The following is a 23,531-nucleotide window of genomic DNA, read 5'->3' as shown; positions in this document are numbered from 1 at the left end:
TATGCGGCCGCGCCGTGCCAAGCCAAGCGCCGGCCGCACCGATCCCGCGGCGGCGATGGCGCCGGGCCGTGCGGCCCGGCGCCATTACCGATCATTCGCTGATCTGCTGCACTGATTGCCGGTCGGCGGCGATGTCGGCGTCGCTGAACGGGAAGCGCAGCCACTGCTTCTGCGCGTAGCGCTGCGTGAAATCGGCGTAGTGCGGGTTGGCCGGATCGGTCGATTCCGAATAGGTGACGAAGCCCTCGGCGTGCACGCCCTGCGCGGTCCAGGTCACCGTCTGGATGTAGCTGTTGCCGAAGTTGACCGGATAGCCCGCGGCGGTCAGCGCATCGTGGTCGGCGACGGTGAACGCCCCGACGCTGCCGCTGGCGCCGAACACCGGGATGCGCAGCGGGGCGGCGTGCACCGCCGAAAACTGCTGGGTGTCGAAGCGGCCGTTGAAGTCGAGTCCGGCATCCTGCACCGCGCTCTGCGCGTCATGCAGGGCCTTGCGCACGGCGCTCTTCGCGGTGTCCAGGCCGTTCGGCGTGCCGACCGGATCGGCCGACGAGTAGGCGTTCTTCCAGATGCCGCTGCTGCCGGCGACGCGATCCCAGAACTCGATCCACAGCGGCGCGCCGATCGCGTCGGCGCTTGCTTTGCCGTTCCAGCGCGCCAGTGCGGCGCAGGCGCCGCTGGTGTCGTAGATGCCGGCGCGCGGGCACAGATCGCGCTTGACGTCCTCGAGCGCCAGTTCGGCGCTGTACAGATCCGCCGACAGCACGACGTCCTGCAGGTTCTGCATCGTGAATTTGGGCGCGCCGCGGCCGTCGCTGCCGTCGAGGCGGCGCTGGATCTGCCGGATGCCGAGCCGCGTGCGCAGCGTGCGCGCGCTGTCCTCGTCGCCGATGATGCGCGCGTAGCCGGTCAGCGGCGCGGCCGGGTTGGTGAGCCAGTAGCTGTCGTTCATGTTGGCGACCCAGTCCTGGCGCTCGAGCTTCGGCAGATGCTGGGCGCCGAAGATGCCCGGCGCCGGTGCATCGTCGTCGTTGAGCCACTGGCAGTCGGCGCGGTTGCCCTGCAGCAGCGGCAGGCCCGGCGCGACGCTGTCGATGACCGGCGACAGCAGCGGCGCCTTGCAGCTGGCGACGAGGCTGTCCGGCACGTTCGGGACGACGCTGAGATCGCCGTAATACGCCGCCTGACCGGGGCCGGTGGCGACCGTGTTGACCCACGGCACGCCGAGCACCTCGGCGTGTTTGGCCTTGAACTCGTCGAGGCTGGCGGCCGTGTCCCAGGCGAAGAACTGGTTCATCAGGCGATCGTTCTCGGCGTTGGCGTCGCGCAGCGTGTAGACGCGCGTGTTGTCCCAGCCGAGCACCGGAATGCCGGCGACCTTCATCTCCAGCACCGGGCCGTACTGCGTGCGGTACAGCGTGCGGCTCTGCGGCGCGACGCTGCCGTCGGCCTGCCTGACGTCGATCGTCAGCGGCACCGGGGTCATGTCGACCAGCTGGCCCTCATAGAAGTACTGCTTGGGGTTCAGCGGATTGACCGGCAGCTGATAGAGCGTGAAGCGGTAGGCGGTGGAGACCGTGTGGCTCCAGGCGAGATGGTCGTTGAAACCGATCAGCACGGCCGGCACGCCGTACAGCGAGGAGCCCATGATGTCGAACTGGCCGGGGATCGTCAGATGCACCAGGTACAGGCGCTCGGTGCCGCTCCACGGGAAGTGCGGGTTGCCGAACAGCAGGCTCTGGCCGTCCTGCGTCGCCTGCGGGCCGAGGCCGTACATATTGCTGCCGAAGGCCTTGTCGTGCGTGAACGCCTTCAGCGCATTCGGCTCGCGTTCGAGCAGGGTCTTCAGCTGCTGCGGATCCGGGGCCGCCGCGGCGCTCGCGCCGGTCGACAGCAGCGGCGGCGTGGCCTGCGCGATCTCGTTGGTGAAGACCGACGAGGAGGCGATGATCGAGAGGCGGAAGTAGCGCCGGTAGAGATCGTCCTCGCTGATCGGCGCCAGATAGCCGGCGGTGGCGCAGGCCTGGTGCCGGCCCGGGTGCTGTCCGCCTTTCAGCTCGCCGATGTAGCGGTTGAAGCCGGCGACGTAGCCGCGCGTCATGTCGCGAATCTCGGTGCGCGCCGTGTTGCGCAGATTGGCGACGACGGCGTCGGTCGCCATCAGCTTCCAGAAGAAGTCGCTGTCGACGTTGCTGGCGGTGACCGGCACGGCCGGGATCGTATAGCTGCCGTCCGGGCCGAAGTAGCGCGAGCGCTCGCCGCGGATCGTCACCAGATCGTCGAGCAGCACGCAGAGATTGTCCTCGGCGAACGCGTAGCCGTAGCCGTAGCCGAGGCTGGCGAAATCCTTGGCGCGGATATGCGGAATGCCCATCGAGGTGCGCGTGATCGTCGCGTCGTAGGCTTTTGCGGTGCCGTCACCGTCACCGCCGCCGCCGCCGCCGCCGCCGCCACCGCCGCAGGCGCCGAGCAGGAGCGCCGCGCACAGCGGCAGGCAGGCGAACGAACGCCGCAGCGTCGGGATCGCAGTCATGATGTCCCCTCCATCGTTATCCGTCTTATGGGCCGACTATAGCGCCGGGCCGCCTGAGACGAGCGGTCAAGACGGCTGAGACGCGTGGCCAACCGGGCGCGGTCGGCGGCGCCTACAGTGTCGGGACATTCCTGTGCGGTGATCCGATGACCCTGCGCGACAACGACTCTGCGGCCGGCGGTGTGCACTGGGGCGGCGTGCTCGCCTGGTGCGGCTGGGGCTGCGGCCTGCTCGCGCTCAGCGTCTGGGTCTGGCACCGGCTGGCGTGACGCCGCCGGGGGGCGGTGGGGACGTAGGGAAGGGGGTCGGGACGGCCCCTTTTTTTCGGGCGCTCGGCGCCGGCCTTCAGCGGGGCGGCGCCGGCTCGGCGAGGCTGTGGACCCAGCCTTGCAGGCGGACGCCGTCGTCCGGCGCCTGCGCGTCATGCCGGCGCGGGTCCGGGGTCTTGTGCCGCGCCTGACGCAGCTCGCCCGGTGCCAGTCCGAACAGCCGGCGGAACGCACGGCAGAAGTGCGCCTCGCTGGCGAAGCCATGCGCGTAGGCGAGCGTCGCGATATGGCGCTGTTCCCGCGGGTCGAGCAGGGCGTCGCGCACGCGCTGCAGGCGCCGCTTGCGGATGTAGGCCTGCACGCCGCCGCTGGCATCGAACAGCCGGTACAGGGTGGCGCGCGAGATGCCGAGCGCCGCGCAGAGCGTGTCGGCTCCCAGCTGCGGCGAGCACAAATGCTGTTCGATGTGGCGCCGTGCCCGTTCGAGCGTGAGCGCGCGCAGCGGATCGCGGGCGCGCGCCACGTTGTCGGCCGAAGGCGCCAGCAGTGCCGCGAGCAGTTCGCCGGTGGCGCGGACCACGCTGGCCACGTCCTCGCAGGCCAGTTCCGGCATCCGCCGCAGCAACGCCGTGAGATAGTCGCCGAGCAGATCCGCGCGTGCGCCGGACAGCACGCTGCCGTGCAGCGTATCGACGTCGACGCAGCCCTCGAGCAGGCGGCGCGGGATGACCAGCGAGACCGTTTCGGCGCTCGATGCCCGCGTGCTGATCGGGCGCGACAGGTCGAGGACGCTGAGCTCGCCGGGGCGGACCTGCAGCGTGTCGTCGCCGCTGCGGCCGGCATAGCCGCCGCGGCGGTAGAGCTGGATCAGGAAGTGATCGAGGCCGTCGGCGCGCAGCTTGCGCAGCGGGCGCTCGAAACGCTGCGCGCCGAAGCGGGTATCGCTGATGACGAACTCGCCGGCGTGGTAGGCGGTGATGGCGGCCGCGAAGCCGCGCCGGGGTGTTTCGCGATCGGTGTCGAAGATGACGGCGGCCGCGTCGTGCCAGGCGTCGAAGGCCTCGCGTTCGCGCAGGCCCTCGGTCGAGAAGCGCAGGACGGGCAGGGGTGCGGGGGCGCCCATGCGGCAAAGCTCCGGCGGCGGAAGGTGCGCGGGCCATGCTAGACCCTCCGTCGTCGGCCGCCGCACGGCGTGCTCCCGGCGGCGGACGCGGCCCGACCGGCGGACGCACGGCACGAAAAAGGCCGGCAACCTGCCGGCCTTTCGGGACTGCGCGTCGGCCTGCGGGCCGAGCCTACTGCGTCTTGATCATCAGGCTCAGCAGCTTGCGCGTCTTCTCGCCGTACGGCGGATACAGCATCGTCGCCAGGTTGAAGCGCGTGCGCACCACGGCGCGCTCGTGCGAGAAAGCCTTGAAGCCGAAGATGCCGTGCGCCGAGCCGATGCCGGAGTTGTTGACGCCGCCGAACGGCAGGTTGCCCTGCGCGTACTGCATGACGACGTGGTTGATGCAGGTGCCGCCGGCCGTGGTGTTCTTGAGCACGCGCTCGATGTTCGCCTCGCGCTTGCTCCAGATGTAGAGCGCCAGCGGCTTGGGCTGGGCGTTGATTTCGGCGATCACTTCGTCGAGCTCGCGGTAGCCGATCACCGGCAGCAGCGGTCCGAAGATTTCCTCGCTCTGGATCTTGGCGTCGGCCGGGATGCTGTCGATCAGGGTCGGCTGGACGAAGCACTCGCCTTCGTTGACCTCGCCGCCGAACAGCACGCGCGCGCCGCGCTCGCGGGCGTCGTTGAGCAGGCCGGCGATGCGCTGCGTGTGGCGCTGGTTGACGACGCGCGCGAGGCTGCCGCTCTGCATCTGCGCGCTGGCGGTGTCGCCGTAGCTGGCCTTGAGCACGGCGACGCATTCGGCGACGAACTTGTCCTTGACCGCTTCGTGCACGTAGATGTGGTCGGGCGCGATGCAGGTCTGGCCGTTGTTGGTGTACTTGCCCCACATGCTCGTGCGAGCCGCCGACTTGAGATCGGCCGACTCGTCGACGATGGTCGGCGATTTGCCGCCGAGTTCGAGCGTGACCGAGGTCAGGTGCCGGGCGGCGGCGGCCATCACCACCTTGCCGATCGCCGGCGAGCCGGTGAAGAAGATGTGATCGAACGGCAGCGCGAGCAGCGCCGTCGACACGGCGACGTCGCCCTCGAACACGGCTACTTCGTCGGCCGGGAAGATTTCGCGGACGATCTTCGCCATCAGGCCCGACAGGTTCGGCGTCATTTCCGAAGGCTTGAGGATCGCCGTGTTGCCGGCGGCGATCGCCGACACCAGCGGACCGAACGTCAGGTTCACCGGGTAGTTCCACGGCGAGACGATCAGGCAGCGGCCCTTCGGTTCGTACTGGATCCAGCTCTTGGTGCCGAGCGTCATGCGCGACGGCCACACCCGCATCGGCTTCATCCAGCCCTTGAGCGCGCGCATGGCGTGCTTGGCCTCGGCGACGACCGGCAGCACTTCCGTGAGGTCGACCTCGGCGGGCGGCTTCTTGAAGTCCTTGTAGCCGGCCTCGTAGAACGCTTCGCGATGCGCCAGCACGGCGTCGAGCAGGCGCTGGATCTTGGCGATGCGTTCCCTGGCCGTCGAGCTGCGCAGGCGCAGCGCGGTCGCCCACTGGGCATCGAAGGCATGGCGGATGGCGCTGCCCGGATCGGCGGCGGCGCCGGCGGCGTTGGGCAGGTAGGAAACGACCGTGTTCATGACTGCACTCCAGAGGTCCCGATGTGAAAAGCTGGCCGGGCGGAATTGAACGCCCGTTTATCGCCGGAGTATAGGCGTTCGTGCCTGCCGCGGCATGACCGCGCGCGCCAATTGGCCTTGCCGCCAGCGGCGATCTCGCCGTGACGCTGGGCGCGCCGCCACCGGCCGCCTAAACTGCGCGCATAACGAGAAACGGAGGAGTTCCATGAAGCCCTTGAAGCCGCTCGACGCCGCGTGGCTGTATGTCGACACGCGCGCGACGCCGATGCAGGTCGGCTGCCTGGCGATCTTCTCGCTGCCGGCCAAGGCCGGTCCGCAATTCCTCAAGAAGCAGGTCGAACGCTTCCGCGCGGCGCGCGAGTTCGCCTACCCGTTCAATCTGCGCCTGGTCGCGCCGGGCCTGCGCTTTCTGCTGCCGGCCTGGGAAGAAGACCGGCAGATCGACCTCGAATATCACTTCCGCCATTCGGCGCTGCCGCAGCCCGGCGGCGAGCGTGAGCTCGGCGTGCTGATCTCGCGCCTGCATTCCAACCCGATGGATTTCGGCCGCCCGCTGTGGGAGTGCCATCTGATCGAGGGGCTCGAGAACCGCCGCTTCGCGTTGTACATGAAGATGCATCACTCGCTGGTCGACGGCATCGGCGGCATGCGCATGCTGGCGCGCATGCTCTCGCCCGATCCGGACGCGCGCGATCTGCGTCCGCCGTGGTCGGTCGGCGCCGGCAGCCGCGGCGCCGCGCGGCCGGCGGCCGAGACGCCGCTGCAGGCCGTGGTCGACGGGGTGCGCACGCAGCTGCGCACCGTGCCCGGCGTGACGCGCGCGTTCGGCGAGCTGCTGCGCGAGGCGGTCCGCCACGAGGACAAGGACTGGGCGCTGCCGTTCAGCGGACCGCGCTCGGCCTTCAACGGCAAGATCTCCGGCCAGCGCCGCTTCGCCACGCAGCACTACTCGCTGGAGCGCGTGCGCCGCATCGCCAAGGCCGCCGGGGTCACCGTCAACGACGTGTTCCTCGAGGTCTGCGCCGCTTCGATGCGGCGCTACCTTGGCGAGATCGGCGCATTGCCGGACAAGCCGCTGACCGCCGGCGTGCCGGTCTCGGTGCGGCCGGCCGACGACCAGGGCGCCGGCAACGCGATCAGCTTCATCATCGCCAACCTCAACACGCACATCGCCGATCCGCTCGAGCGCGTGCGCGCGATCCACGAGTCCGCGCAGCGTGCCAAGGAGCATCTGCAGCAGCTGCACAAGGCCGACATCGACAATTACACGGCGCTGTTCATGGCGCCGTTCATGGCGCAGCTGCTGTCCGGTCTCGGCGGCCACCTGCGTCCGATGTTCAATCTGACGGTGTCGAACGTGCCGGGGCCTGACCGGCCGCTGTACTTCAACGGCGCGCGCATGGAGCAGATGTACCCGGTATCGCTGCTGGCGCACGGGCAGGCGCTGAACATCACCGCGGTCAGCTATGCCGGCCAGTTCAACGTCGGCTTCACCGGCTGTCGCGATACGCTGCCGAGCATGCAGCGCCTGTCGGTCTACGCCGGCGAAGCGCTCGACGAGCTCGAAGCAGCGGTGGGCATCGCGGCCGAGGCGCCACGCGCGGCGGAAACGGCGTAACGGCGGGCGGATCGGCGCGATCCGCCGCCGCGATCAGCCGCCCCAGAGGTGCATGCCGTACTTCCAGTAGCCGTGCACGTTGTTGAGGCGTGCGTCCTGTTCGGGCGGCATCGGCAGCACCTCGCCTTCGAGCAGCGGCTGCAGGTACGGCGCCAGCGTCGCGCCGCCGCCGCCGGTGATGACGATGGCGTCGATGTCCCAGTCGTCGGCCCACAGGCGGTTCACTTCCTGGGCGATGCGCGTGGCGAGCTGCTGGAACGCGGCTTTGACGATCGCGGTGAGGTCGTAGCTCTTGCCCTTGATCTTGATCGTGCCCTTGCTGATGCCGTCGTAGAGCCGGTACAGCTCGACGCTGACGCCGCTCTTCTCGTGCAGCACGTTGGCGATCGCCTGGTAGGCCGAGGAGATGCCGGCGTCCGAGCTCTGCGAGCCGCGCTCGGAATAGCGGGTCTTGTCGCTGATCGTGTAGTCCGCGGTGCGAAAGCCGATGTCGATGATGCCGATCTTCTCGGAGACGAAACGCTGGCTGGCCGGCTTGCCGATGTCGTTGAGCATCAGGTCGAACATCGAGCCGAACGGCTGCGGCACGACGCGCACGCGCTCGATGTAGACGATCTTCTCCTCGCGGTCGGCGCCGCCCGGCTTGACCACGGTGATCGTATGGCGGCTCTGCAGCAGCGCGGTTAGCGCGTCGCGATGCTTGCGGAAGAAGCTGATCGGCAGGCCGGTGACGAGCCGCACCGGATCGCCGCTGTCGACGAACGGGGCGAGCGCGGTCAGCGCCAGGATCTTGGCGTACTGCGCGAGGAACTGGCTCTGGTCGAGCGTGAAGCCGCGGCCGCGCGACTGGGTTTCGGCCAGCTCGCCGACGAAGTAGCCCTGGCCGCCGAGGATGACGTGGCGCGGGTACTGCGGCACGCCCGGCAGCAGGCTTTCGCCGAACTGCACTTCGGCGGCTTCGCCGACCACCGACTTGAAGACCTGGAACTGGCGGCCGTCCGTTGCCTTGGTATAGCCGAAGCCGATGTCTGCGCCGAGAACCTTCACGAACGACTCCCCATGCCCTGTGGCGAACTGATCCGCGGCGTTTCTAACACGCGGATTTTGAAAAGACAAAGCCCGGCCCGCCGCGGCGGGAGCCTCAGGCGGACGGGCCGTCGGCGGCGTGCGGACGGTGCTCGACGAAGTTGAGGACGGTGCCGGCCGGGTCGATCAGCGCAAACGAGCGCTCGCCGTTTGCGAACTCGCGCATCGGGCCGAGCGGTGCCAGGCCACGCGCGAGCAGCTGCTCGTAGTCGGCCTGCACGTTCTCGGTCTCGAGCGCGATGCACAGACCGCGCGTCGTCGTCGTGTGCTGGAACACCGGCAGCGGGGCGTCCTGATGCGGCTTGAGAAAGCCCAGTTCCCAGCCGCGGAAGCTGATGTGGGCGTACCAGTCGGCGCGGAACACGATGCGCGCGTCGAGCGCGCGCCGGTAGAAGTCGCAGCAGGCGCGGATCTCCGGGGTGGTGACGATCGCGTAGACGTTCCTCACGGTGCGGATTCCCGGCCGCATCGCCACACGCGACCGCCCGGCGGCGGCGCGCGGCGGCGACCCGGCGGCAGGCCGTTCGGTGCGGTGTGGTCCATCGATCTCCCTGGTCCGCCTCGGACGCGGCCGATGCCGATACAATATACGGATGAAGCTGCACTTCACCAAAATGGAAGGCGCGGGCAACGACTTCGTCGTCGTCGATGCCACCCGCGAGCCGTTCCGGCCGACGCCGGCCTTGCTGCAGCGACTCACCGATCGCCGCTTCGGCGTCGGCTGCGATCAGGTTCTGGTCGTCGAGCCGCCGTCGACGGCCGACGTCGATTTCAATTACCGCATCTTCAACGCCGACGGCAGCGAGGTCGGCCAGTGCGGCAACGGCTCGCGGGCGCTCGCACGTTTCGTGCGCGAGCGCGGCCTGTCGCGCAAGGACGCGATCCGCGTGCGGACGCAGACCAGCGTCCTCGAACTGCGCCACGTCGACGGCAACCAGTACCGCGTCAACATGGGCGTGCCGCGCTTCGAGCCGCGCGACATCCCGTTCGCGGCTGCGGCCCGCGCCGAGCGCTACACGCTGGCGCTCGATGGTGGCGACGTGGTCGAGATCGGCGCGGTGAGCATGGGCAATCCGCATGCGGTGCTGACGGTTGCCGACGTCGACCATGCACCGGTCGCCGATCTCGGCACGCGCCTGCAGCGGCATCCGGCGTTTCCGCAAAGCGTCAACGTCGGCTTCTTGCAGATCGTCGACCGTGGCTACGTGCGCCTGCGCGTCTACGAGCGCGGTGCCGGCGAGACGCTGGCCTGCGGCAGCGGCGCCTGCGCGGCGGTGGCGGTCGGGCGCCTGTGGGGCCTGCTCGATGCCTGCGTCGATGTGCAGGTGCGCGGCGGCCAGCTTACGATCGAGTGGGGAGGCGAAGGCGAGCCGGTCCTGATGACAGGGCCGGCGGAAACCGTCTTCGAGGGGGACATCGAATGGCCGAATTGAACACGCAAGCCAAGGAAGCGGCGGCGCCGAAGCTCAACGAGCGCGAGATCGTCGCGTATCTGAAGGCGCACCCCGATTTCCTGGCGCGCCATCCGGACCTGCTCGAAAGCATCGAGCTCAAGCATCGCAGCGGTTCGGCGGTGTCGTTGATCGAGAAGCAGGTTGAGTTGCTGCGCGCCAAGAATCAGCGCCTGGAGGACCGCCTCGAACGCCTGCTCGAAGCCGCCCGCGACAACGAGCGCCGCCAGGACAATGTGCACCGCCTCGCGCGCACGCTGATCCGGGCGCCGACGCTGGCCGGCGTCGCCGCCGGGCTCGCCAAGTGCATGCGCGAGGACTTCGATATCGACGCCACGCTGATCGGCATCGGCGCGGCGCATTACAAGCGCCATGACATCGAGGGCATCGTGCCGATCGAGCCCGATGGTCGCCTCGCGCGCGCGCTCGACGACTTCTTCCGGACCCGCCTGATCGAATGCGGGCCGATCGACGCCGAACGGGCGCAGCTGCTGTTCCCGAAGGCGACCGCGATCCGCTCGGCGGCGATCGTGCCGCTGGAAAAGGAAAAGAGCCTCGGTTTCGTCGCGCTCGGCTCGCGCGAGGCGGAACGTTTCGCGCCGCGTCAGGGCAAGCTGTTCCTCGAGCTGACCGCCGATCTGGTGGCCGCCGCGGTGCGCGCGCGGACGTGAAGGCGGCGCCGGCGGCGGCGGAAAGCGAGGCGCCGGCCTTCTTCGCGCCGCTGGTCGACGACTACCTGCGCTACCTGCGCGACGAAAAGCGCTACTCGGCGCATACCGTCGCCGCCGCCGAGCGCGATCTGCGCCAGTTCGGCCGTTACTGCGGCCTGGCCCGCGTCGCGGCGCCCGAACAGATCGACGTGCACCGGGTCCGCGACTTCCTCGGCGCGCAGCGCCGCGCCGGCCGCGAGCCGGCGAGCCTGCACCGCTATCTGTCGAGCCTGCGCGGCTGGTTCCGCTTCCTGGTGCGCGAGCAGCGCCTGTCGGCGAACCCGGCCACGCAGGTGCGCGCGCCGAAGCTGCAGCGCAAGCTGCCGGCCGTGATCGACGCCGAGACCCTGTCGGCGACGCTCGATCGCGACACGACGGGCGACGCCGCGGCGATCCTGGCACGCGCGCTGGTCGAACTGTTCTACTCGACCGGCATGCGTCTGGCCGAGCTGCACGCGCTCGACGTCGTCGCGCTCGACGCCCGTCAGCAGGAGCTGACGGTGACCGGCAAGGGGCGCAAGCAGCGGATCGTGCTGCTTGGCGGCAAGGCGCGGGCCGCGCTCGACGCCTGGCTGGCTTGCCGGGCCGCCCAGGCGGGCATCGGCGAGCCGGCGCTGTTCGTCTCGTCTCGCGGCAGCCGCCTGTCGCGTGCCGCGATCGCCCGCATTTTGCGTGATTGGGCGCGCCGCAACGGCTTGGGCGTGCACCTGCATCCGCATCGCCTGCGTCATTCGTTTGCGACGCACATGCTTGAAAACAGCGGCGACTTGCGGGCGGTGCAGGAGATGCTGGGGCACGCACACCTGTCGACGACGCAGATCTACACCCATCTCGACTGGAAACATCTGGCGAAGGTCTACGACGACGCGCACCCGCGCGCGCGGCGCCGGCGCGATCCGTGACCGGAAAATTGCCGGATAATTTCATTTTAGAGGCATGAAATTATTTGACTTTGATTTCGTGACGAATGAAATCAACATTTCAAATGCCGTCGCGAGTTCCCGCGTCACGCTTGCGCTGTGTCTGAATCGCGGCTGAATGTGCTTTGAACGCGTTCTGAACGCGCTTGTGCAGTTGCAAAAAGGCGGTATCATGCCGGCCCTTATCGGAGCTTTGTCGAAGGACTCCGATAAGACGATTCCATCTTTGACGTATACCCCGGGAGTTGAATCATGACGCGTAACGTTCTCATCGCGATGGGCCTCGCCGCCGCCCTTGCCCTCGCCGCCTGTGGCAAGAAGGAAGAAGCTCCGGCTGAAGCGCCGGCCGCCGAGCAGGCCGCTCCGGCTCCGGAAGCCGCTCCGGCTGCCGAACAGCAGGCCGCCGACGCTGCCGCTGCCGCCCAGTCGTGCACGCAGGATTGCGGCAACGGCGTGACGGCGACGATCCAGTGCGCCGCCGGCGAAACGGCCGTCTGCGACTGCGCCGCCGAGCCGAAGGCCAAGTGCGAGCCGGCCGCCGCTCCGGCCGAAGCTGCGCCGACCGAAGCCAAGTAAGCTTCGCGCTCTTCATCTGAAGAGCCGGGAAAGGGCGCCGCAAGGCGCCCTTTCTTTATTTGCGCCGACCGGGGACGGCGGCGCTGGCGGGGCCTTCGCCTTGAAAGGGGAAGACGGCGCCCCCACCATCGCAGGACCTCCAATCCCCGGACTCCTCCATGCAACAGTTTGATGGCACGACGATCCTGAGCGTGCGCCGCAACGGCCAGATCGCGCTCGGCGGCGACGGCCAGGTGTCGATGGGCAATACCTGCGTCAAGGGCAATGCCCGCAAGGTTCGCCGCCTCTACAACGGCCGCGTGCTGGCCGGTTTCGCCGGCGGCACGGCCGACGCTTTCACCTTGTTCGAGCGCTTCGAAGGCAAGCTCGAGAAGCATGCCGGCCAGCTGGTGCGCGCTGCGGTCGAGATGGCCAAGGACTGGCGGACCGACCGTTATCTGCGCCGGCTCGAGGCGCTGCTGATCGTCGCCGACCGGGAGGCGACGCTGATGATTTCCGGCAACGGCGACGTCATGGAGCCGGAAGCGCACGGCGTGATGGCGATCGGTTCGGGCGGCAGCTTCGCGACCGCCGCGGCGCGCGCGCTGGTCGACAGCACTGAACTGTCGGCACGCGACATCGTCGAGAAGAGCCTGCACATCGCCGCCGACATCTGCATTTACACGAACCACAACCTGACGATCGAAACGCTGGACGCCTGAACGCAGCGCAGAGGCCCCGAGAACGAGCATGAATGACGCCACTTCCACTCCCAGCCAGATCCTGATGACGCCGCGCGAGATCGTGCAGGAACTCGATCGCCACATCGTCGGCCAGGCCAAGGCCAAGCGCTCGGTCGCGATCGCGCTGCGCAATCGCTGGCGCCGGGCCCAGATCAGCGGGCCGATGCGCGCCGAGATCCACCCGAAGAACATCCTGATGATCGGTCCGACCGGCGTCGGCAAGACCGAGATCGCGCGCCGCCTCGCGAAGCTGGCCAATGCGCCGTTCGTCAAGGTCGAGGCGACCAAGTTCACCGAAGTCGGCTACGTCGGCAAGGACGTCGACACCATCGTCCGCGACCTCGTCGATTCGGCGGTCAAGATGACGCGCGAGCAGGCGATGAAGAAGATGCGCGATCGCGCCGAGTCGGCCGCCGAAGAGCGCATCCTCGATGTTCTGCTGCCGCCGCCGAAGGACTTCGGCGAAGCCAGCACGCAGCGGCAGACCGAGAGCTCGGCGGCGCGCCAGGTGTTCCGCAAGCAGCTGCGCGAGGGCAAGCTCGACGACAAGGAGATCGAACTCAAGCTCGCCGCGCCCACCGCCAACGTGCAGTTGATGGGCCCGCCCGGCATGGAGGAGATGACGCAGCAGCTGCAGAGCATGTTCGCCAATCTCGGCCAGGCGCCGGGCAAGCCGCGCAAGCTCAAGATCAAGGACGCCTTCAGGCAGCTGATCGACGAGGAAGCCGCCAAGCTGGTCGACGAAGAGGCGACCAAGGCCGAGGCGATCCGCAACGCCGAGGAGAACGGCATCGTCTTCATCGACGAGATCGACAAGATCTGCAAGCGCGGCGAGTACGCCGGCGGCGCCGACGTCTCGCGCGAGGGCGTGCAGCGCGACCTGCTGCCGCTGATCGAGGGCTGCACGGTCACGACCAAGTACGGCACCGTGAAGACCGACCATATGCTGTTCATCGCCTCCGGCGCGTTCCATCTCGCCAAGCCTTCGGATCTGGTGCCGGAGCTGCAGGGCCGCCTGCCGATCCGCGTCGAGCTCGATGCGCTGAAGTCGGAGGATTTCCTGCGTATCCTGACCGAGCCGAACTACGCGCTGACCGAGCAGTACAGGGCGCTGCTGCAGACCGAGGGCGTCGACGTGCAGTTCACCGCCGATGGCCTGCGGCGCATCGCCGAGATCGCCTGGCAGGTGAACGAGACGACCGAGAACATCGGTGCCCGCCGCCTGCACACGGTGATGGAGCGGCTGATGGAAGACATCGCGTTCGAGGCGCCCGACAAGGCCGGCACGCAGCTGACGATCGACGCGGCGTTCGTCGACGACAAGCTCGGCAAGCTGGCCGCCGACGAAGACCTCAGCCGCTACATCCTCTGATCGCCATGCGGGTCGCCGCTCCGACGCTGATCCGGCTGCATCGCAAGGCGCGCGCGCTCGAGCTCGGCTGGCCGGACGGCCGCCGGGCCGAGCTGCCGTGCGAGTACCTGCGCGTGTTCTCGCCGAGCGCCGAGCTGCGCGGCCACGGCCTGCCCGAGCCGATGCTGCTCGGCGGCAAGCGCGAGGTGAACATTGCGCGCATCGAGCCGGTCGGCAGCTACGCGGTGCGCCTGGTCTTCGACGATGGCCACGACAGCGGCCTGTATTCCTGGGACGTGCTCGACGAACTGGCGCGCGATTACGAGCAGAACTGGGCGCGCTATCTGCAGCGGCTCGATGAAGTCGGCATGTCGCGCGACCGTGACGTCGTCAAGCTGGCGGCCCTGGTCGGGCGCTACACGCCGCCGAAGCGCTAGAAAGCGGGGCCGCAGGGCTCAGCGCAGCAGGCCGTCGAGCGGTTCGGCGATGTGGAACAGATGCCCCTGGACGATTGCGACGCCGAGTTCACGCAGCGCGGCCAGCGTCGATTCGGTCTCGACGCCTTCGGCCACCACTTCCAGTTGCAGGACTTCGCTGATCCGGCAGATCGACGAAACGATGGTCTGGTTGAGGCGGTCGTTGCCGAGGCCCTGGGTGTAAGCCTGATCGATCTTGAGGCCGTCGACCATCATCTGCCGCAGGTAATCGAACGAGGTGAAGCCGCTGCCGAAGTCGTCGAGCATCACGCGGCAGCCCATTTCGCGCAGGCGCGAGACCAGCCGGCGCGCGACGGCGAAGCTGCGCAGCGCCGTGCCTTCGGTGATTTCGAAGCGCAGGGCCTGCGGCGGCACGCCGTGGCGGGCCAGGGCGTCGAACAGGAAATCCGCGAAGGCGACGTCGGACACGCTGTGTCCGGTGAGGTTCAGCGACAGCGAGCCGAACGGCAGGCTGCCGGCCTCGCGCAGGTGCGCGGCGAGGCGGCGCAAGGTCTGCTCGACGACCCAGCGGTCGACGCGGCCCGACAGGCCGTAGCGTTCGGCGGCAGTCAGGAAGGCGCTCGGTGCCTGCAGCTGGCCGTGCTCGTCGCGGACGCGGATCAGCACCTCGTAGTTCGGCAGCGCGCTGCCGTCCAGCGAGATGATGCGCTGCGCATGCAGTTCGACCTGGCCGCTTTCGAGCGCCTGCTGGATGCGCGAGGCCCAGTCGATGTCGAGAAAGGCCTGGCGTACGGCGTCGTCGCCCGGATGGTAGAGCTGCACGCGGTGCCCGCCGTTGCGCTTGGCGATGTAGCAGGCGGTGTCGGCGGCGGCGAGCACGCTGTTGGCGTCGCGCGAGTTCGCGTCGATCGCGCTGATGCCGATGCTGGCCGCGATCTGGTAGGCGAGTCCTTCGTGCTCGAAGCGCAAGGTGTCGATCGACAGCAGCAGCGACTCGCCGAGCAAGCAGGCCTGCGCCGGCGTCGAATGCGGCAGCAGTACCGCGAACTCGTCGCCGCCGGTGCGCGCCAGCACGGCCTGGGCCGGCAGCGCTTCGCGCAGGCGCCGCGCGAGATCGCGCACCAGGCGGTCGCCGACGCTGTGGCCGGCGTTCTCGTTGATCAGCTTGAAGTGGTCCAGGTCGAGATAGAGCAGCGTGTGCCGATCGGCGCCGAGACGTGCGGTGCTGAGCCAGTGTTCGAGCTCGGCTTCGAACTCGCGGCGGTTCGGCAGATCGGTCAGGGCGTCGTGGCTGGCCTGGTAGATCAGCTGCTCGGACAGGCGTCGCGTGTGCGAGAGGTCGTGCAGCACGCAGACACTGCCGATCCGCGAGCCGCTGCGGCCGGTGATCGGGGCCAGCGAGATTTCCACCGGGACGACGTCGCCGCGCGCGCTATGCAGCTGCGCCAGTGGCGGCCATTCGGCGCCGGGGTCGTCCGGGCCGTTGAGGCGCGTGCCGCAGTCCGCGTACAGGGCGACCGCATCGGCGAACAGCCGGCCGAGGACATCGGAAGGCCGCTCGACGCCCAGCAGCTGCGCCGCCGCGGCATTGCAGAAGCTGATGCGACCGTCGCAGCCGGTGCGCAGCACGCCATCGGCGATCGAGGCGAGCGTGACCTGCGCCAGCTCCTTCTCGTCGTAGAGCGCATCCTCGAAACGGCAGCGCTCGCGGACGTCCTGCACCTGCGAGATGAAGTACTGCGGATTGTCGTCGGCATCGCGCACGATCGAGACGTCGACCTGCACCGGAATCGGCGAGCCGTCCTTGGCCAGGTAGCGCTTGTGCCGGCGCACGCGCGCCTGCTGCCCGGTCAGCAGGGCCTGCATCAGCGTGCGGTCGGCGTCGACGTCGTCGGGGTGCGTGAGGTCGAGGAAGCGGCGCTGCAGCAGCTCCTGCTCGTCGTAACCGAGCAGATCGCACAGCGCGCGGTTGGTATCGAGCCAGCGCCCCTGCAGCGACAGCAGTGCCAGGCCGATCGGCGCGTCGTCGAATATGCGCCGGAACAGCGACGCGCTTTCCTGCAGCGCCAGCTCGGCGAGCTTGTGGTGATGGATGTCGAGCTGCGTGCCGAGCATGCGCAGCGGGCGGCCCGTCTCGTCGCGGGCAATGATGCGGCCGCGCGCCGCGACCCAGCGATAGCTGCCGTCGGCGCAGCGCAGGCGGTGCTCGCTGAAGAAGGCCGGTGATTCGCCGCGCAAATGGGCGTCGAGCGCGTTGCGCACCGCGTTGCTGTCGTCGGGGTGCAGGCGCGCCGCCCAGTCTTCGAAGCCGGTGAAGCCGTTGGCGTCGGGCTCGGCGCCGAGCGTGGCGCGGTATTCGGGCGAGGACCAGACGCGGTTGCCGGGAATGTCCCAGTCCCAGAGTCCCTGGCCGTGCGTGTCCAGCGCCTCGCTCCACGGCGAAGCCGCCGGCGTCGATTCGACACGGATCGTAGGACTGGATTTCAAATGGTGGCTCCCGAGGCCGGCACGTTAATGCGATCCGCCATCGGGCGTCGGGCCGCGGCGATGGGCGGCGGCTTGCCGCTGACCGGCGTCGGCACCGGCGCCGGCCAGCGGCCGCGCCGGGCATGCCTCGCTTGCCGCGACCATGCCGCTACAATGACGTCCCCACTCCGCTTCCCGCCATGGCCAGCGAATCTTCAAAGAACGAGTCCGCGTCCGACACGACGCACTTCGGTTATGAACAGGTGCCCGTTGCCGAGAAGCGCGGACGCGTGGCCGGCGTGTTCACCTCGGTGGCGCACAAGTATGACCTGATGAACGACCTGATGTCGCTGGGCATTCATCGGGTCTGGAAGCGCTTTGCGATCGACCTCGCCGGCGTGCGGCCGGGCGAGAAGGTGCTCGATGTTGCGGGCGGCACCGGCGATCTGGCGCGCGAGTTCGCGCGCGCGGCCGGGCCCAGGGGACTCGTCATCCTGTCCGACATCAATGCCGCGATGCTCGGCGAGGGGCGCAAGCGCTTGGTCGACCACGGGCTGGTCAATGTTCCCGCGGTGCAGGCCAATGCCGAAGCGCTGCCGTTCGCCGAGGGTACGTTCGACTGCATCACGATCGGCTTCGGCCTGCGCAACGTCACCGACAAGGACGCGGCGCTGCGCTCGATGACGCGCTGCCTGAAACCGGGTGGTCGCCTGCTGGTGATGGAGTTCTCCAAGCCGCTGAACCCGCTGCTCGGCAAGGCCTACGACCAGTATTCGTTCAAGCTGCTGCCGCTGATGGGGCGCGTCGTCGCCCGCGACGAGGCCTCCTATCGCTATCTCGCCGAGTCGATCCGCATGCACCCGGACCAGCAGACGCTCAAGGGCATGATGGAGAACGCCGGCCTGGCGCGCGTGCAGGTCTACAACCTGTCCGGCGGCATCGTCGCCGTGCATCGCGGCTTCCGCCTCGAATGAGTGCGCCGGGCCTGCTCGCCGCGGCGCTCGAAGTCGCACTGAACCGCTATCTCGCGCTGGAGCCCGAGGTCCTCGCCGAATGCGAGTCCCTCAAGGGGCGCAGCATCGCGCTCATCGTCGAGGCGCCGGCCTGGACGTTCCTGATCGAGTTCCACGCCGGCGGCGTGCGCGTGCTCGACGCCGGCACGCTGACGCCGGACGTCAGCGTGCACGGCAGCCTGCCGACGCTGCTGCGCCTGGCCTGGACCGTGCGCCGCCAGGACGGCGGCATTCCGCAGGGGCTCGCCGTTGATGGCGACGTCGAACTGCTGCGCCGCTTCAACCGCATGCTGGCGCGCGTCGGCTTCGATCCGGAAGAGTTCGCGGCCCGTTTCGTCGGCGACGCGGCCGCGCACCGCCTGAACCAGGGGCTGCAGAACCTGTTCGGCTGGGGGCGGCGCAGCGTCGACACGCTGGCGCTCGATACGGCCGAGTACCTGCGCGAGGAAAGCCGCGATCTGGCACGCGCCAGCGACGTCGCCGACTGGATGGAGTCCGTCGAGTCGCTGCGCGACGGCGTCGACCGTCTCGACGCGCGCTTGCGTCGCCTCGAAACCGCCGCGGAACACGACGCATGATCTCGTTCAGCCGCCTGCGGCGCGTCTGGCAGATCCGGCGCGTGGCGTCCCGCTACGGCCTGCGCGAATTCGCCGGCGGCAAGCCGGGCCGCGATCCGCGGCCGCGCGGCGAGCGCCTGCGCCTGGCGCTCGAGGAGCTCGGTCCGGTCTTCATCAAGTTCGGTCAGGCGCTGTCGACGCGGCCGGACATCGTGCCCGCCGATATCGCCGCCGAACTCGCCAGGCTGCAGGACCGCGTCCCGCCGTTTCCGGGCGCCGAGGCGCGCGCCATCATCGAGGCCGAGCTCGGCAAGCCGGTCGACGCGGTATTCGCCGAGTTCGACGAAGTGCCGATGGCCTCGGCTTCGATCGCGCAGGTTCATGCCGCCAAGCTCAGACTCGACGGCGGGGCGGAGACTTTCGATGTCGTCGTCAAGGTGCTGCGTCCGGGCATCGAGGCGGTGATGCGCAGCGACATCGAGCTGCTGCACACGCTGGCCGGGCTGGCCGAGCGTTTCTCGCCGGATCTGCGCCGCCTGCGGCCGCGCGAGGTCGTCGCCGAATACGAGAAGGTGCTGCTCGACGAGCTCGACCTGATGCGCGAAGGCGCCAACTGTGCGCAGCTGCGCCGCAACTGGCTCGGCTCGAACCTGATCTACCACCCGCTGGTGTTCTGGGACTGCACGCGCACGCGCGTGCTGGTGATGGAGCGCATCTACGGCGTGTCGATCCGCGAGCTCGACAAGCTGCGCGAGCTGGGGGTCGACTTCAAGGTGCTGTCGGAGCGCGGCGTCGAGATCTTCTTCAAGCAGACCTTCGTCTACAACTTCTTTCACGCCGACATGCACCCGGGCAACATCTTCGTCGATGTGTCCGATCCGCAGCGGCCGAGTTATCTCGCCGTCGACTTCGGCATCGTCGGCACGCTGACGGCGTCCGACCAGCGCTATCTCGCCGAGAACTTCTACGCGTTCTTCAACCGCGACTACCGGCGCGTCGCCGAGCTGCATCTGGAGTCCGAATGGATTCCGAAAGGCACGCGGCTCGAGGATTTCGAGGGTGCGATCCGCACGATCTGCGAGCCGATCTTCCAGCGGCCGCTGAAGGACATCTCGTTCGGCTTCTTCCTGCTGCGCCTGTTCCAGGTCGCGCGGCGTTTCAACTACCAGGTGCAGCCGCAGCTCGTGCTGCTGCAGAAGACCTTGCTGCAGATCGAGGGGCTCGGCCGCCAGCTCAACCCCGAGCTGGATCTGTGGAAGACCGCCAAGCCGATCATGGAGGACTGGATGCGTGCGCGGCTCGGCCCGGTCGCGACGCTCGAGAAGATGCGTGCACAGGGGCCGTCGCTGGCCGAGTCGCTGCCGGAGATCGCCCAGCACGCGCTGCGCCAGATGCGCCGCGGCGAGGGCTTCGGCACCAGCCGGCGCGAGCTTGAGGCGCTGCGCGAGGAAATCCGCGCCGCCAACCGGCGCACCGTGCAGATGCTCGCGGCGCTCGGCTTCGCGGCGGCGGCGCTGTACGCGGCGGCCGGCGCCACGCCGCATCCCTGGCTCGGCGCGCTGTCGGCCGCCGCGGCGCTAGTACTCGGCTGGCGCGCCCTGCGGCGCTAAGGCGCCGCCCCAGGGGCTGATCCGCAGCTGCGTCGGCTGCAGTCGCGGACGCGGTTCGTAGCGGGCGATCAGTTCCGACGGCGGCACCAGCACGACGCCTTGCGCGGCGAGCGTCGCCAGACGCTCGCGCAGCAGGGCCAGCGTCGCGGCGTGCGGATGGCCGATCGCCAGCGCCGAACCGTGAAGACGGGCCTGACGCAGCAACTCGTCGAACGAGGCCGCGACCGCGGCCGGCGCCATGTCGTTGTCGAGGAACACCCGTCGACGAGTGGCCGGCAGGCCGTAGGCGCGCGCGATCGGGTAGGCGACGCTCCGGGCGCTGGTGTAGCTGTCGATGAAGTAGCCGACGCCGCGCGCTGCCAGCTCGCGCATCAGCCAGTGCATCGCCGGCCGGCTGGCGGTGGCCAGGCTGCCCTGGTGGTTGTTGACCCCGGACAGGTGCGGCACCGACGCCAGCATGTGCACGAGCGCCGCTTCGCGTTCCGGCGCCGGCGCATTCGTCACAAGCGCCAGCGGGTGCGCGCTGCCGTTCAGCGGCTGCAGCGGCAGATGCAGCAACACTTCCTTGCCGGCGCGGTGCGCCTGCTCGGCGAGGCGCCGCGTGTACGGCGCGTCCGGCAGGAACGCGCAGGCGATGGCGCCGGGCAACTCGACGGCCTGCTCGCTCTCGATGCGGCGGTCGCCGAGATCGTCGATGACGATACTGATCGCCGGCGGCGCGGCGGCCGCCGGCAGGCTCAGCAACAGGCCGATCGCCGCGAGCAGTCCTCCCCGACTGCGCATGGCGGCGCGTCAGCGCCGCACGAGCGAGAGGCTGCGCAGGATGTTGGTCGCTTCGTACAGACCGTAATCGCTCTCGGCGAGCGCCTGCGCGTCCTTGGCCTTCTGCGCGCGTTCGGCTTCGAGCTTGGCGCGCTCGTCCTGCGAGATCTTGTCGTCCTTGTTCTCCAGGCTGCCCTTGAGGCTGGCCTCGGTGATCGGATCGAAATCGGCGCCGTCGTCCTTGTCGCTCTTGGCGATCTTCAGCGGCCGGATCGCGACGTCGGGCTCGATGCCCTCGGCCTGGATCGAGCGGCCCGACGGCGTGTAATAGCGCGCCGTCGTCAGCTTGATCGCGCCTTCGTTCGACAGCGGCAGGATGGTCTGCACCGAGCCCTTGCCGAACGAGCGGCTGCCGACGATCACGGCGCGGTGCGAATCCTGCAGCGCGCCGGCGACGATCTCCGAGGCCGAAGCCGAGCCGCCGTTGATCATCACCACGATCGGCGCGCCGCCGAGCAGGTCGCCCGCGGTGGCGTCGAACTCGCGCTGCGCGCCGGGTTCGCGGCCCTTGATTGTGACGATCGGGCCCTGCGTCATGAACGCGTCGCTGACCTTGACCGCGGCGTCGAGCACGCCGCCCGGGTTGTTGCGCAGGTCGAGCACGAGCCCCTTGATCGGGCTCTTGGCGTCCTTCTTCAGCTTGGCGAATTCCTTCTCCAGCGAGGCGCTGGTCTCGGTCGTGAAGCTGGAAATGCGCAGGTAGGCGAGGTCGCCGTCGAGCATGCGGCTGCGCACGCTGGCGACCGAGATCGTCTCGCGCTTGAGATCGAAGATCTTCGGCGCCGACTCGCCTTCGCGCACGACCGTGAGCTGGACCTTGGTGCCCGGTTCGCCGCGCATCTTGCTGACGGCGTCGGACAGCGACAGGCCCTTCACCGGGGTGTCGTCGATCTTGACGATCAGGTCGCCGGGCTGGATGCCGGCCTTGGCGGCGGGCGTGTCGTCGATCGGCGAGACCACGCGCACGAAGCCGTTCTGCATCTGCACTTCGATGCCCAGACCACCGAACTTGCCGGTGGTGACCACGTTCATGTCCTGGTACTCGTCCTTGTCGAGATAGGCCGAGTGCGGGTCGAGGCCGGCCATCATGCCACGCACGGCGTTCTCGATCAGCGTCTTGTCGTCGACCGGCTCGACGTAGTCGGCCTTCACGCGGTTGAGGATCTCGACGAAGGTCTGCAGATCCTTGAAGCCGAGTGCGTCGGCGGTCGGCTTGGCGGCCTTGTCGGCGAGCACGCCCTGGGTGAGCGTCACGGAGGCGCCGATGAGGACGCCGGCGGCCAGCGCCAGCGGAACACGGTAGAAGCGGGGCATGGATTTACGGTTCGAACGCGGATCGGAAATGGGAGACATCGGGGGCACGATAGCAACTGTCTGACTACGCATCAAAGCGACAGTTCCCGGTCATGCCGGCCGGTACGGCCGTTCATCGCGCCAGCCAGGCCTGCGGATTGATCGCCTCGGCGCCCTTGCGGATCTCGAAGTACACGCCGGACTGGTCGTAGCCGCCGGTGCTGCCGGCGCCGGCGATGGTCTGGCCGGCCCGCACCATATCGCCGACCTGCACGTTCGCGCTCTGACAGTGTCCGTACAGGGTGAAGTAGCCGGCCTCGTGCTCGAGCAGCACGATCAGGCCATAGCGGTGCATCCAGCCGACGTAGACGGCGCGGCCGCGCGCCACGGCGCGCACCGGGCTGCCTTCGGCGGCCGCGATCCAGTGGCCGTTCCAGCTCAGCCGGCCGCCGGCCTTGTTCTCGCCGTAGCGGGCGAGCAGCGCGCCGCGCGCCGGCCACGGCAGCTTGCCCTTCTGTGCGGTGAACGGCTTGTCGCTCGGCGAGATGTCCGGCGGCAGGTCGGCCAGCGTCTTCTTCAGCGACTCGATCAGGTTGCGGATGCTGCGCTCGTCTTCCTTGAGCTGGGCGAGGTTGTCCTCTTCGTTCGACAGCCGCGACTTGAGCTGCGCCAGCATGTCGGCGCGCTCGGCGCGCGTCGCCTTGAGCTCGGCGAGCGCCGTCTCCTGGTCGGTGCGCAGCTGCTCGAGCTGGGCCTGTTCCTGCTGCAGCCGGTCGGCGAGCTGTTCGAGCTCGTCGGCGCGGGCGCGGATCGTCGCCATCGCCGTCAGCTGCGCGCGCTGCAGGTAGTCGTAGTAGGTCAGCATGCGGCCGACCGTCTGCACGTCGTCGAGGTTCAGCAGCAGCTGCGTCTCGCCCTGGCGGCCCAGGACGTAGGCGGCGCGCAGCTGCCGGGCAAGCTCGTCGCGGCGCGCGTCGAGCGCGCGCTGCGCTTCCTGCTGGTCGGCCTGCGTCTGGCGGATCTTGCGCTGCTGCTCGTCGATGCGCGTGCGCAGCGCGCGCATCTGCTGGGCCGCCGCGGCGATCCTGCGCTCGATCTTCTGCATGTCGCGCGCCAGCGCGTCGCGCTCGGTCTGGTCGGCCTCGACCTTTTTCTGCAGCGCGCCGATGCGCTCGCGGACCGCGTCGAGCGCCTTCTGGTTCTGGCTCAGACGGTCGTCACCCGCCCGCCCGGCGGCAGGCAGGAGCAGGGCCGCCAGCAGCAGGGCGGACAGGGCGGAACGGCGGAACATGCGATAATGCTAGCCGGTTGTCCCCACGATTTGCTGATACCGCGCAGGTTTGTCAT

21 protein-coding genes are annotated in these 23,531 nt (G+C 69.0%); 12 read left to right on the top strand and 9 right to left on the bottom strand.

The annotated features are described in order from the left end of the window. Positions 1–91: 91 nt before the first annotated feature. Positions 92–2,533 carry a penicillin acylase family protein gene (locus K343_RS0112750; RefSeq protein WP_043112704.1) on the bottom strand — a complete coding sequence of 814 codons (2,442 nt, stop codon included), beginning with the start codon at positions 2,531–2,533 and terminating at the stop codon, positions 92–94. A gap of 146 nt (positions 2,534–2,679) precedes the next feature. Between K343_RS0112750 and K343_RS25205 the strand changes: the two genes are divergently transcribed. Beyond that, the gene (locus K343_RS25205; RefSeq protein ID WP_281169398.1) at positions 2,680–2,802 is read left to right on the top strand and encodes a hypothetical protein; all 123 of its coding nucleotides are present in this window, start codon (positions 2,680–2,682) and stop codon (positions 2,800–2,802) included. 76 nt (positions 2,803–2,878) lie between these two features. Here the strand turns inward: K343_RS25205 and K343_RS21995 are convergent, their stop codons facing one another. Continuing rightward, positions 2,879–3,925, bottom strand: coding sequence for a helix-turn-helix domain-containing protein (locus tag K343_RS21995; RefSeq protein WP_051278340.1), 1,047 nt, complete (start codon positions 3,923–3,925; stop codon positions 2,879–2,881). A gap of 172 nt (positions 3,926–4,097) precedes the next feature. Beyond that, entirely contained in the window at positions 4,098–5,552 is a 1,455-nt protein-coding gene (locus K343_RS0112735; RefSeq protein WP_028008413.1) for an aldehyde dehydrogenase family protein, read from the bottom strand. Between the two features lie 205 nt (positions 5,553–5,757). On the opposite strand from K343_RS0112735, the gene K343_RS21990 reads away from it, so the two are divergent. Then, positions 5,758–7,170 (top strand): WS/DGAT/MGAT family O-acyltransferase, encoded by a 1,413-nt coding sequence (locus K343_RS21990; RefSeq protein ID WP_043112702.1) that lies wholly within the window; start codon positions 5,758–5,760, stop codon positions 7,168–7,170. A 33-nt stretch (positions 7,171–7,203) separates the two neighbouring features. Here the strand turns inward: K343_RS21990 and K343_RS0112725 are convergent, their stop codons facing one another. Both K343_RS0112725 and K343_RS21985 read right to left on the bottom strand, forming a co-directional pair. Further along, positions 7,204–8,217: a ParM/StbA family protein gene (locus K343_RS0112725; RefSeq protein ID WP_028008412.1), complete on the bottom strand. Its 1,014-nt coding sequence runs from the start codon at positions 8,215–8,217 to the stop codon at positions 7,204–7,206. Positions 8,218–8,311: 94 nt separating this feature from the next. Continuing rightward, a complete protein-coding gene (locus tag K343_RS21985; protein ID WP_043112701.1) occupies positions 8,312–8,704 on the bottom strand; it encodes a VOC family protein in 393 nt (130 codons plus the stop codon). Between the two features lie 145 nt (positions 8,705–8,849). Between K343_RS21985 and dapF the strand changes: the two genes are divergently transcribed. The 7 genes from dapF to K343_RS0112685 all read left to right on the top strand — a co-directional run bounded on the left by dapF (position 8,850) and on the right by K343_RS0112685 (position 14,423). Beyond that, a complete protein-coding gene (dapF, locus tag K343_RS0112715) occupies positions 8,850–9,689 on the top strand; it encodes a diaminopimelate epimerase (protein WP_028008411.1) in 840 nt (279 codons plus the stop codon). Then, positions 9,677–10,378 (top strand): DUF484 family protein, encoded by a 702-nt coding sequence (locus K343_RS0112710; RefSeq protein WP_028008410.1) that lies wholly within the window; start codon positions 9,677–9,679, stop codon positions 10,376–10,378. Before dapF ends, K343_RS0112710 begins: the two co-directional genes overlap by 13 nt. After that, a complete protein-coding gene (locus K343_RS0112705; RefSeq protein WP_028008409.1) occupies positions 10,375–11,319 on the top strand; it encodes a tyrosine recombinase XerC in 945 nt (314 codons plus the stop codon). Before K343_RS0112710 ends, K343_RS0112705 begins: the two co-directional genes overlap by 4 nt. 270 nt (positions 11,320–11,589) lie before the next feature. Next, positions 11,590–11,913, top strand: coding sequence for a hypothetical protein (locus K343_RS0112700; protein WP_028008408.1), 324 nt, complete (start codon positions 11,590–11,592; stop codon positions 11,911–11,913). Positions 11,914–12,071: 158 nt separating this feature from the next. After that, positions 12,072–12,614, top strand: a complete 543-nt coding sequence (hslV, locus tag K343_RS0112695; protein WP_028008407.1) for an ATP-dependent protease subunit HslV — start codon at positions 12,072–12,074, stop codon at positions 12,612–12,614. 64 nt (positions 12,615–12,678) lie between these two features. Next, a complete protein-coding gene (gene hslU, locus K343_RS0112690) occupies positions 12,679–14,007 on the top strand; it encodes an ATP-dependent protease ATPase subunit HslU (RefSeq protein WP_043112699.1) in 1,329 nt (442 codons plus the stop codon). Positions 14,008–14,012: 5 nt separating this feature from the next. Further along, positions 14,013–14,423: a gamma-butyrobetaine hydroxylase family protein gene (locus tag K343_RS0112685; protein ID WP_028008405.1), complete on the top strand. Its 411-nt coding sequence runs from the start codon at positions 14,013–14,015 to the stop codon at positions 14,421–14,423. An 18-nt stretch (positions 14,424–14,441) separates the two neighbouring features. Here K343_RS0112685 and K343_RS0112680 read toward each other — a convergent pair whose 3' ends face one another. After that, on the bottom strand, positions 14,442–16,910 hold the full coding sequence (locus K343_RS0112680; protein WP_028008404.1) for a PAS domain-containing protein: 2,469 nt from the start codon (positions 16,908–16,910) through the stop codon (positions 14,442–14,444). A gap of 179 nt (positions 16,911–17,089) precedes the next feature. On the opposite strand from K343_RS0112680, the gene ubiE reads away from it, so the two are divergent. Genes ubiE through ubiB form a run of 3 tightly spaced genes read left to right on the top strand, consistent with a single transcriptional unit; the run spans position 17,090 to position 20,069 of the window. Then, on the top strand, positions 17,090–17,863 hold the full coding sequence (gene ubiE / locus K343_RS0112675; protein WP_028008403.1) for a bifunctional demethylmenaquinone methyltransferase/2-methoxy-6-polyprenyl-1,4-benzoquinol methylase UbiE: 774 nt from the start codon (positions 17,090–17,092) through the stop codon (positions 17,861–17,863). Further along, positions 17,860–18,480: a ubiquinone biosynthesis accessory factor UbiJ gene (locus K343_RS0112670; protein WP_028008402.1), complete on the top strand. Its 621-nt coding sequence runs from the start codon at positions 17,860–17,862 to the stop codon at positions 18,478–18,480. The genes ubiE and K343_RS0112670 overlap by 4 nt, the downstream gene beginning before the upstream one ends. After that, the gene (gene ubiB, locus K343_RS0112665) at positions 18,477–20,069 is read left to right on the top strand and encodes a ubiquinone biosynthesis regulatory protein kinase UbiB (protein ID WP_028008401.1); all 1,593 of its coding nucleotides are present in this window, start codon (positions 18,477–18,479) and stop codon (positions 20,067–20,069) included. The genes K343_RS0112670 and ubiB overlap by 4 nt, the downstream gene beginning before the upstream one ends. On the opposite strand, the gene K343_RS21980 is transcribed toward ubiB, so the two are convergent. From K343_RS21980 to K343_RS23460, 3 genes are all read right to left on the bottom strand, one after another. Beyond that, positions 20,037–20,852 carry a divergent polysaccharide deacetylase family protein gene (locus K343_RS21980; RefSeq protein WP_051278338.1) on the bottom strand — a complete coding sequence of 272 codons (816 nt, stop codon included), beginning with the start codon at positions 20,850–20,852 and terminating at the stop codon, positions 20,037–20,039. The genes ubiB and K343_RS21980 overlap by 33 nt on opposite strands. A 9-nt stretch (positions 20,853–20,861) precedes the next feature. Further along, a complete protein-coding gene (locus tag K343_RS0112655; protein WP_028008400.1) occupies positions 20,862–22,205 on the bottom strand; it encodes a S41 family peptidase in 1,344 nt (447 codons plus the stop codon). Between the two features lie 112 nt (positions 22,206–22,317). Then, a complete protein-coding gene (locus K343_RS23460; RefSeq protein WP_028008399.1) occupies positions 22,318–23,475 on the bottom strand; it encodes a murein hydrolase activator EnvC family protein in 1,158 nt (385 codons plus the stop codon). Between the last annotated feature and the right edge of the window lie 56 nt (positions 23,476–23,531).

It is taken from the genome of Solimonas flava DSM 18980 (assembly GCF_000426685.1).
GTDB lineage: Bacteria > Pseudomonadota > Gammaproteobacteria > Nevskiales > Nevskiaceae > Solimonas > Solimonas flava.
This window is presented reverse-complemented; position numbering and strand designations above follow the sequence as displayed.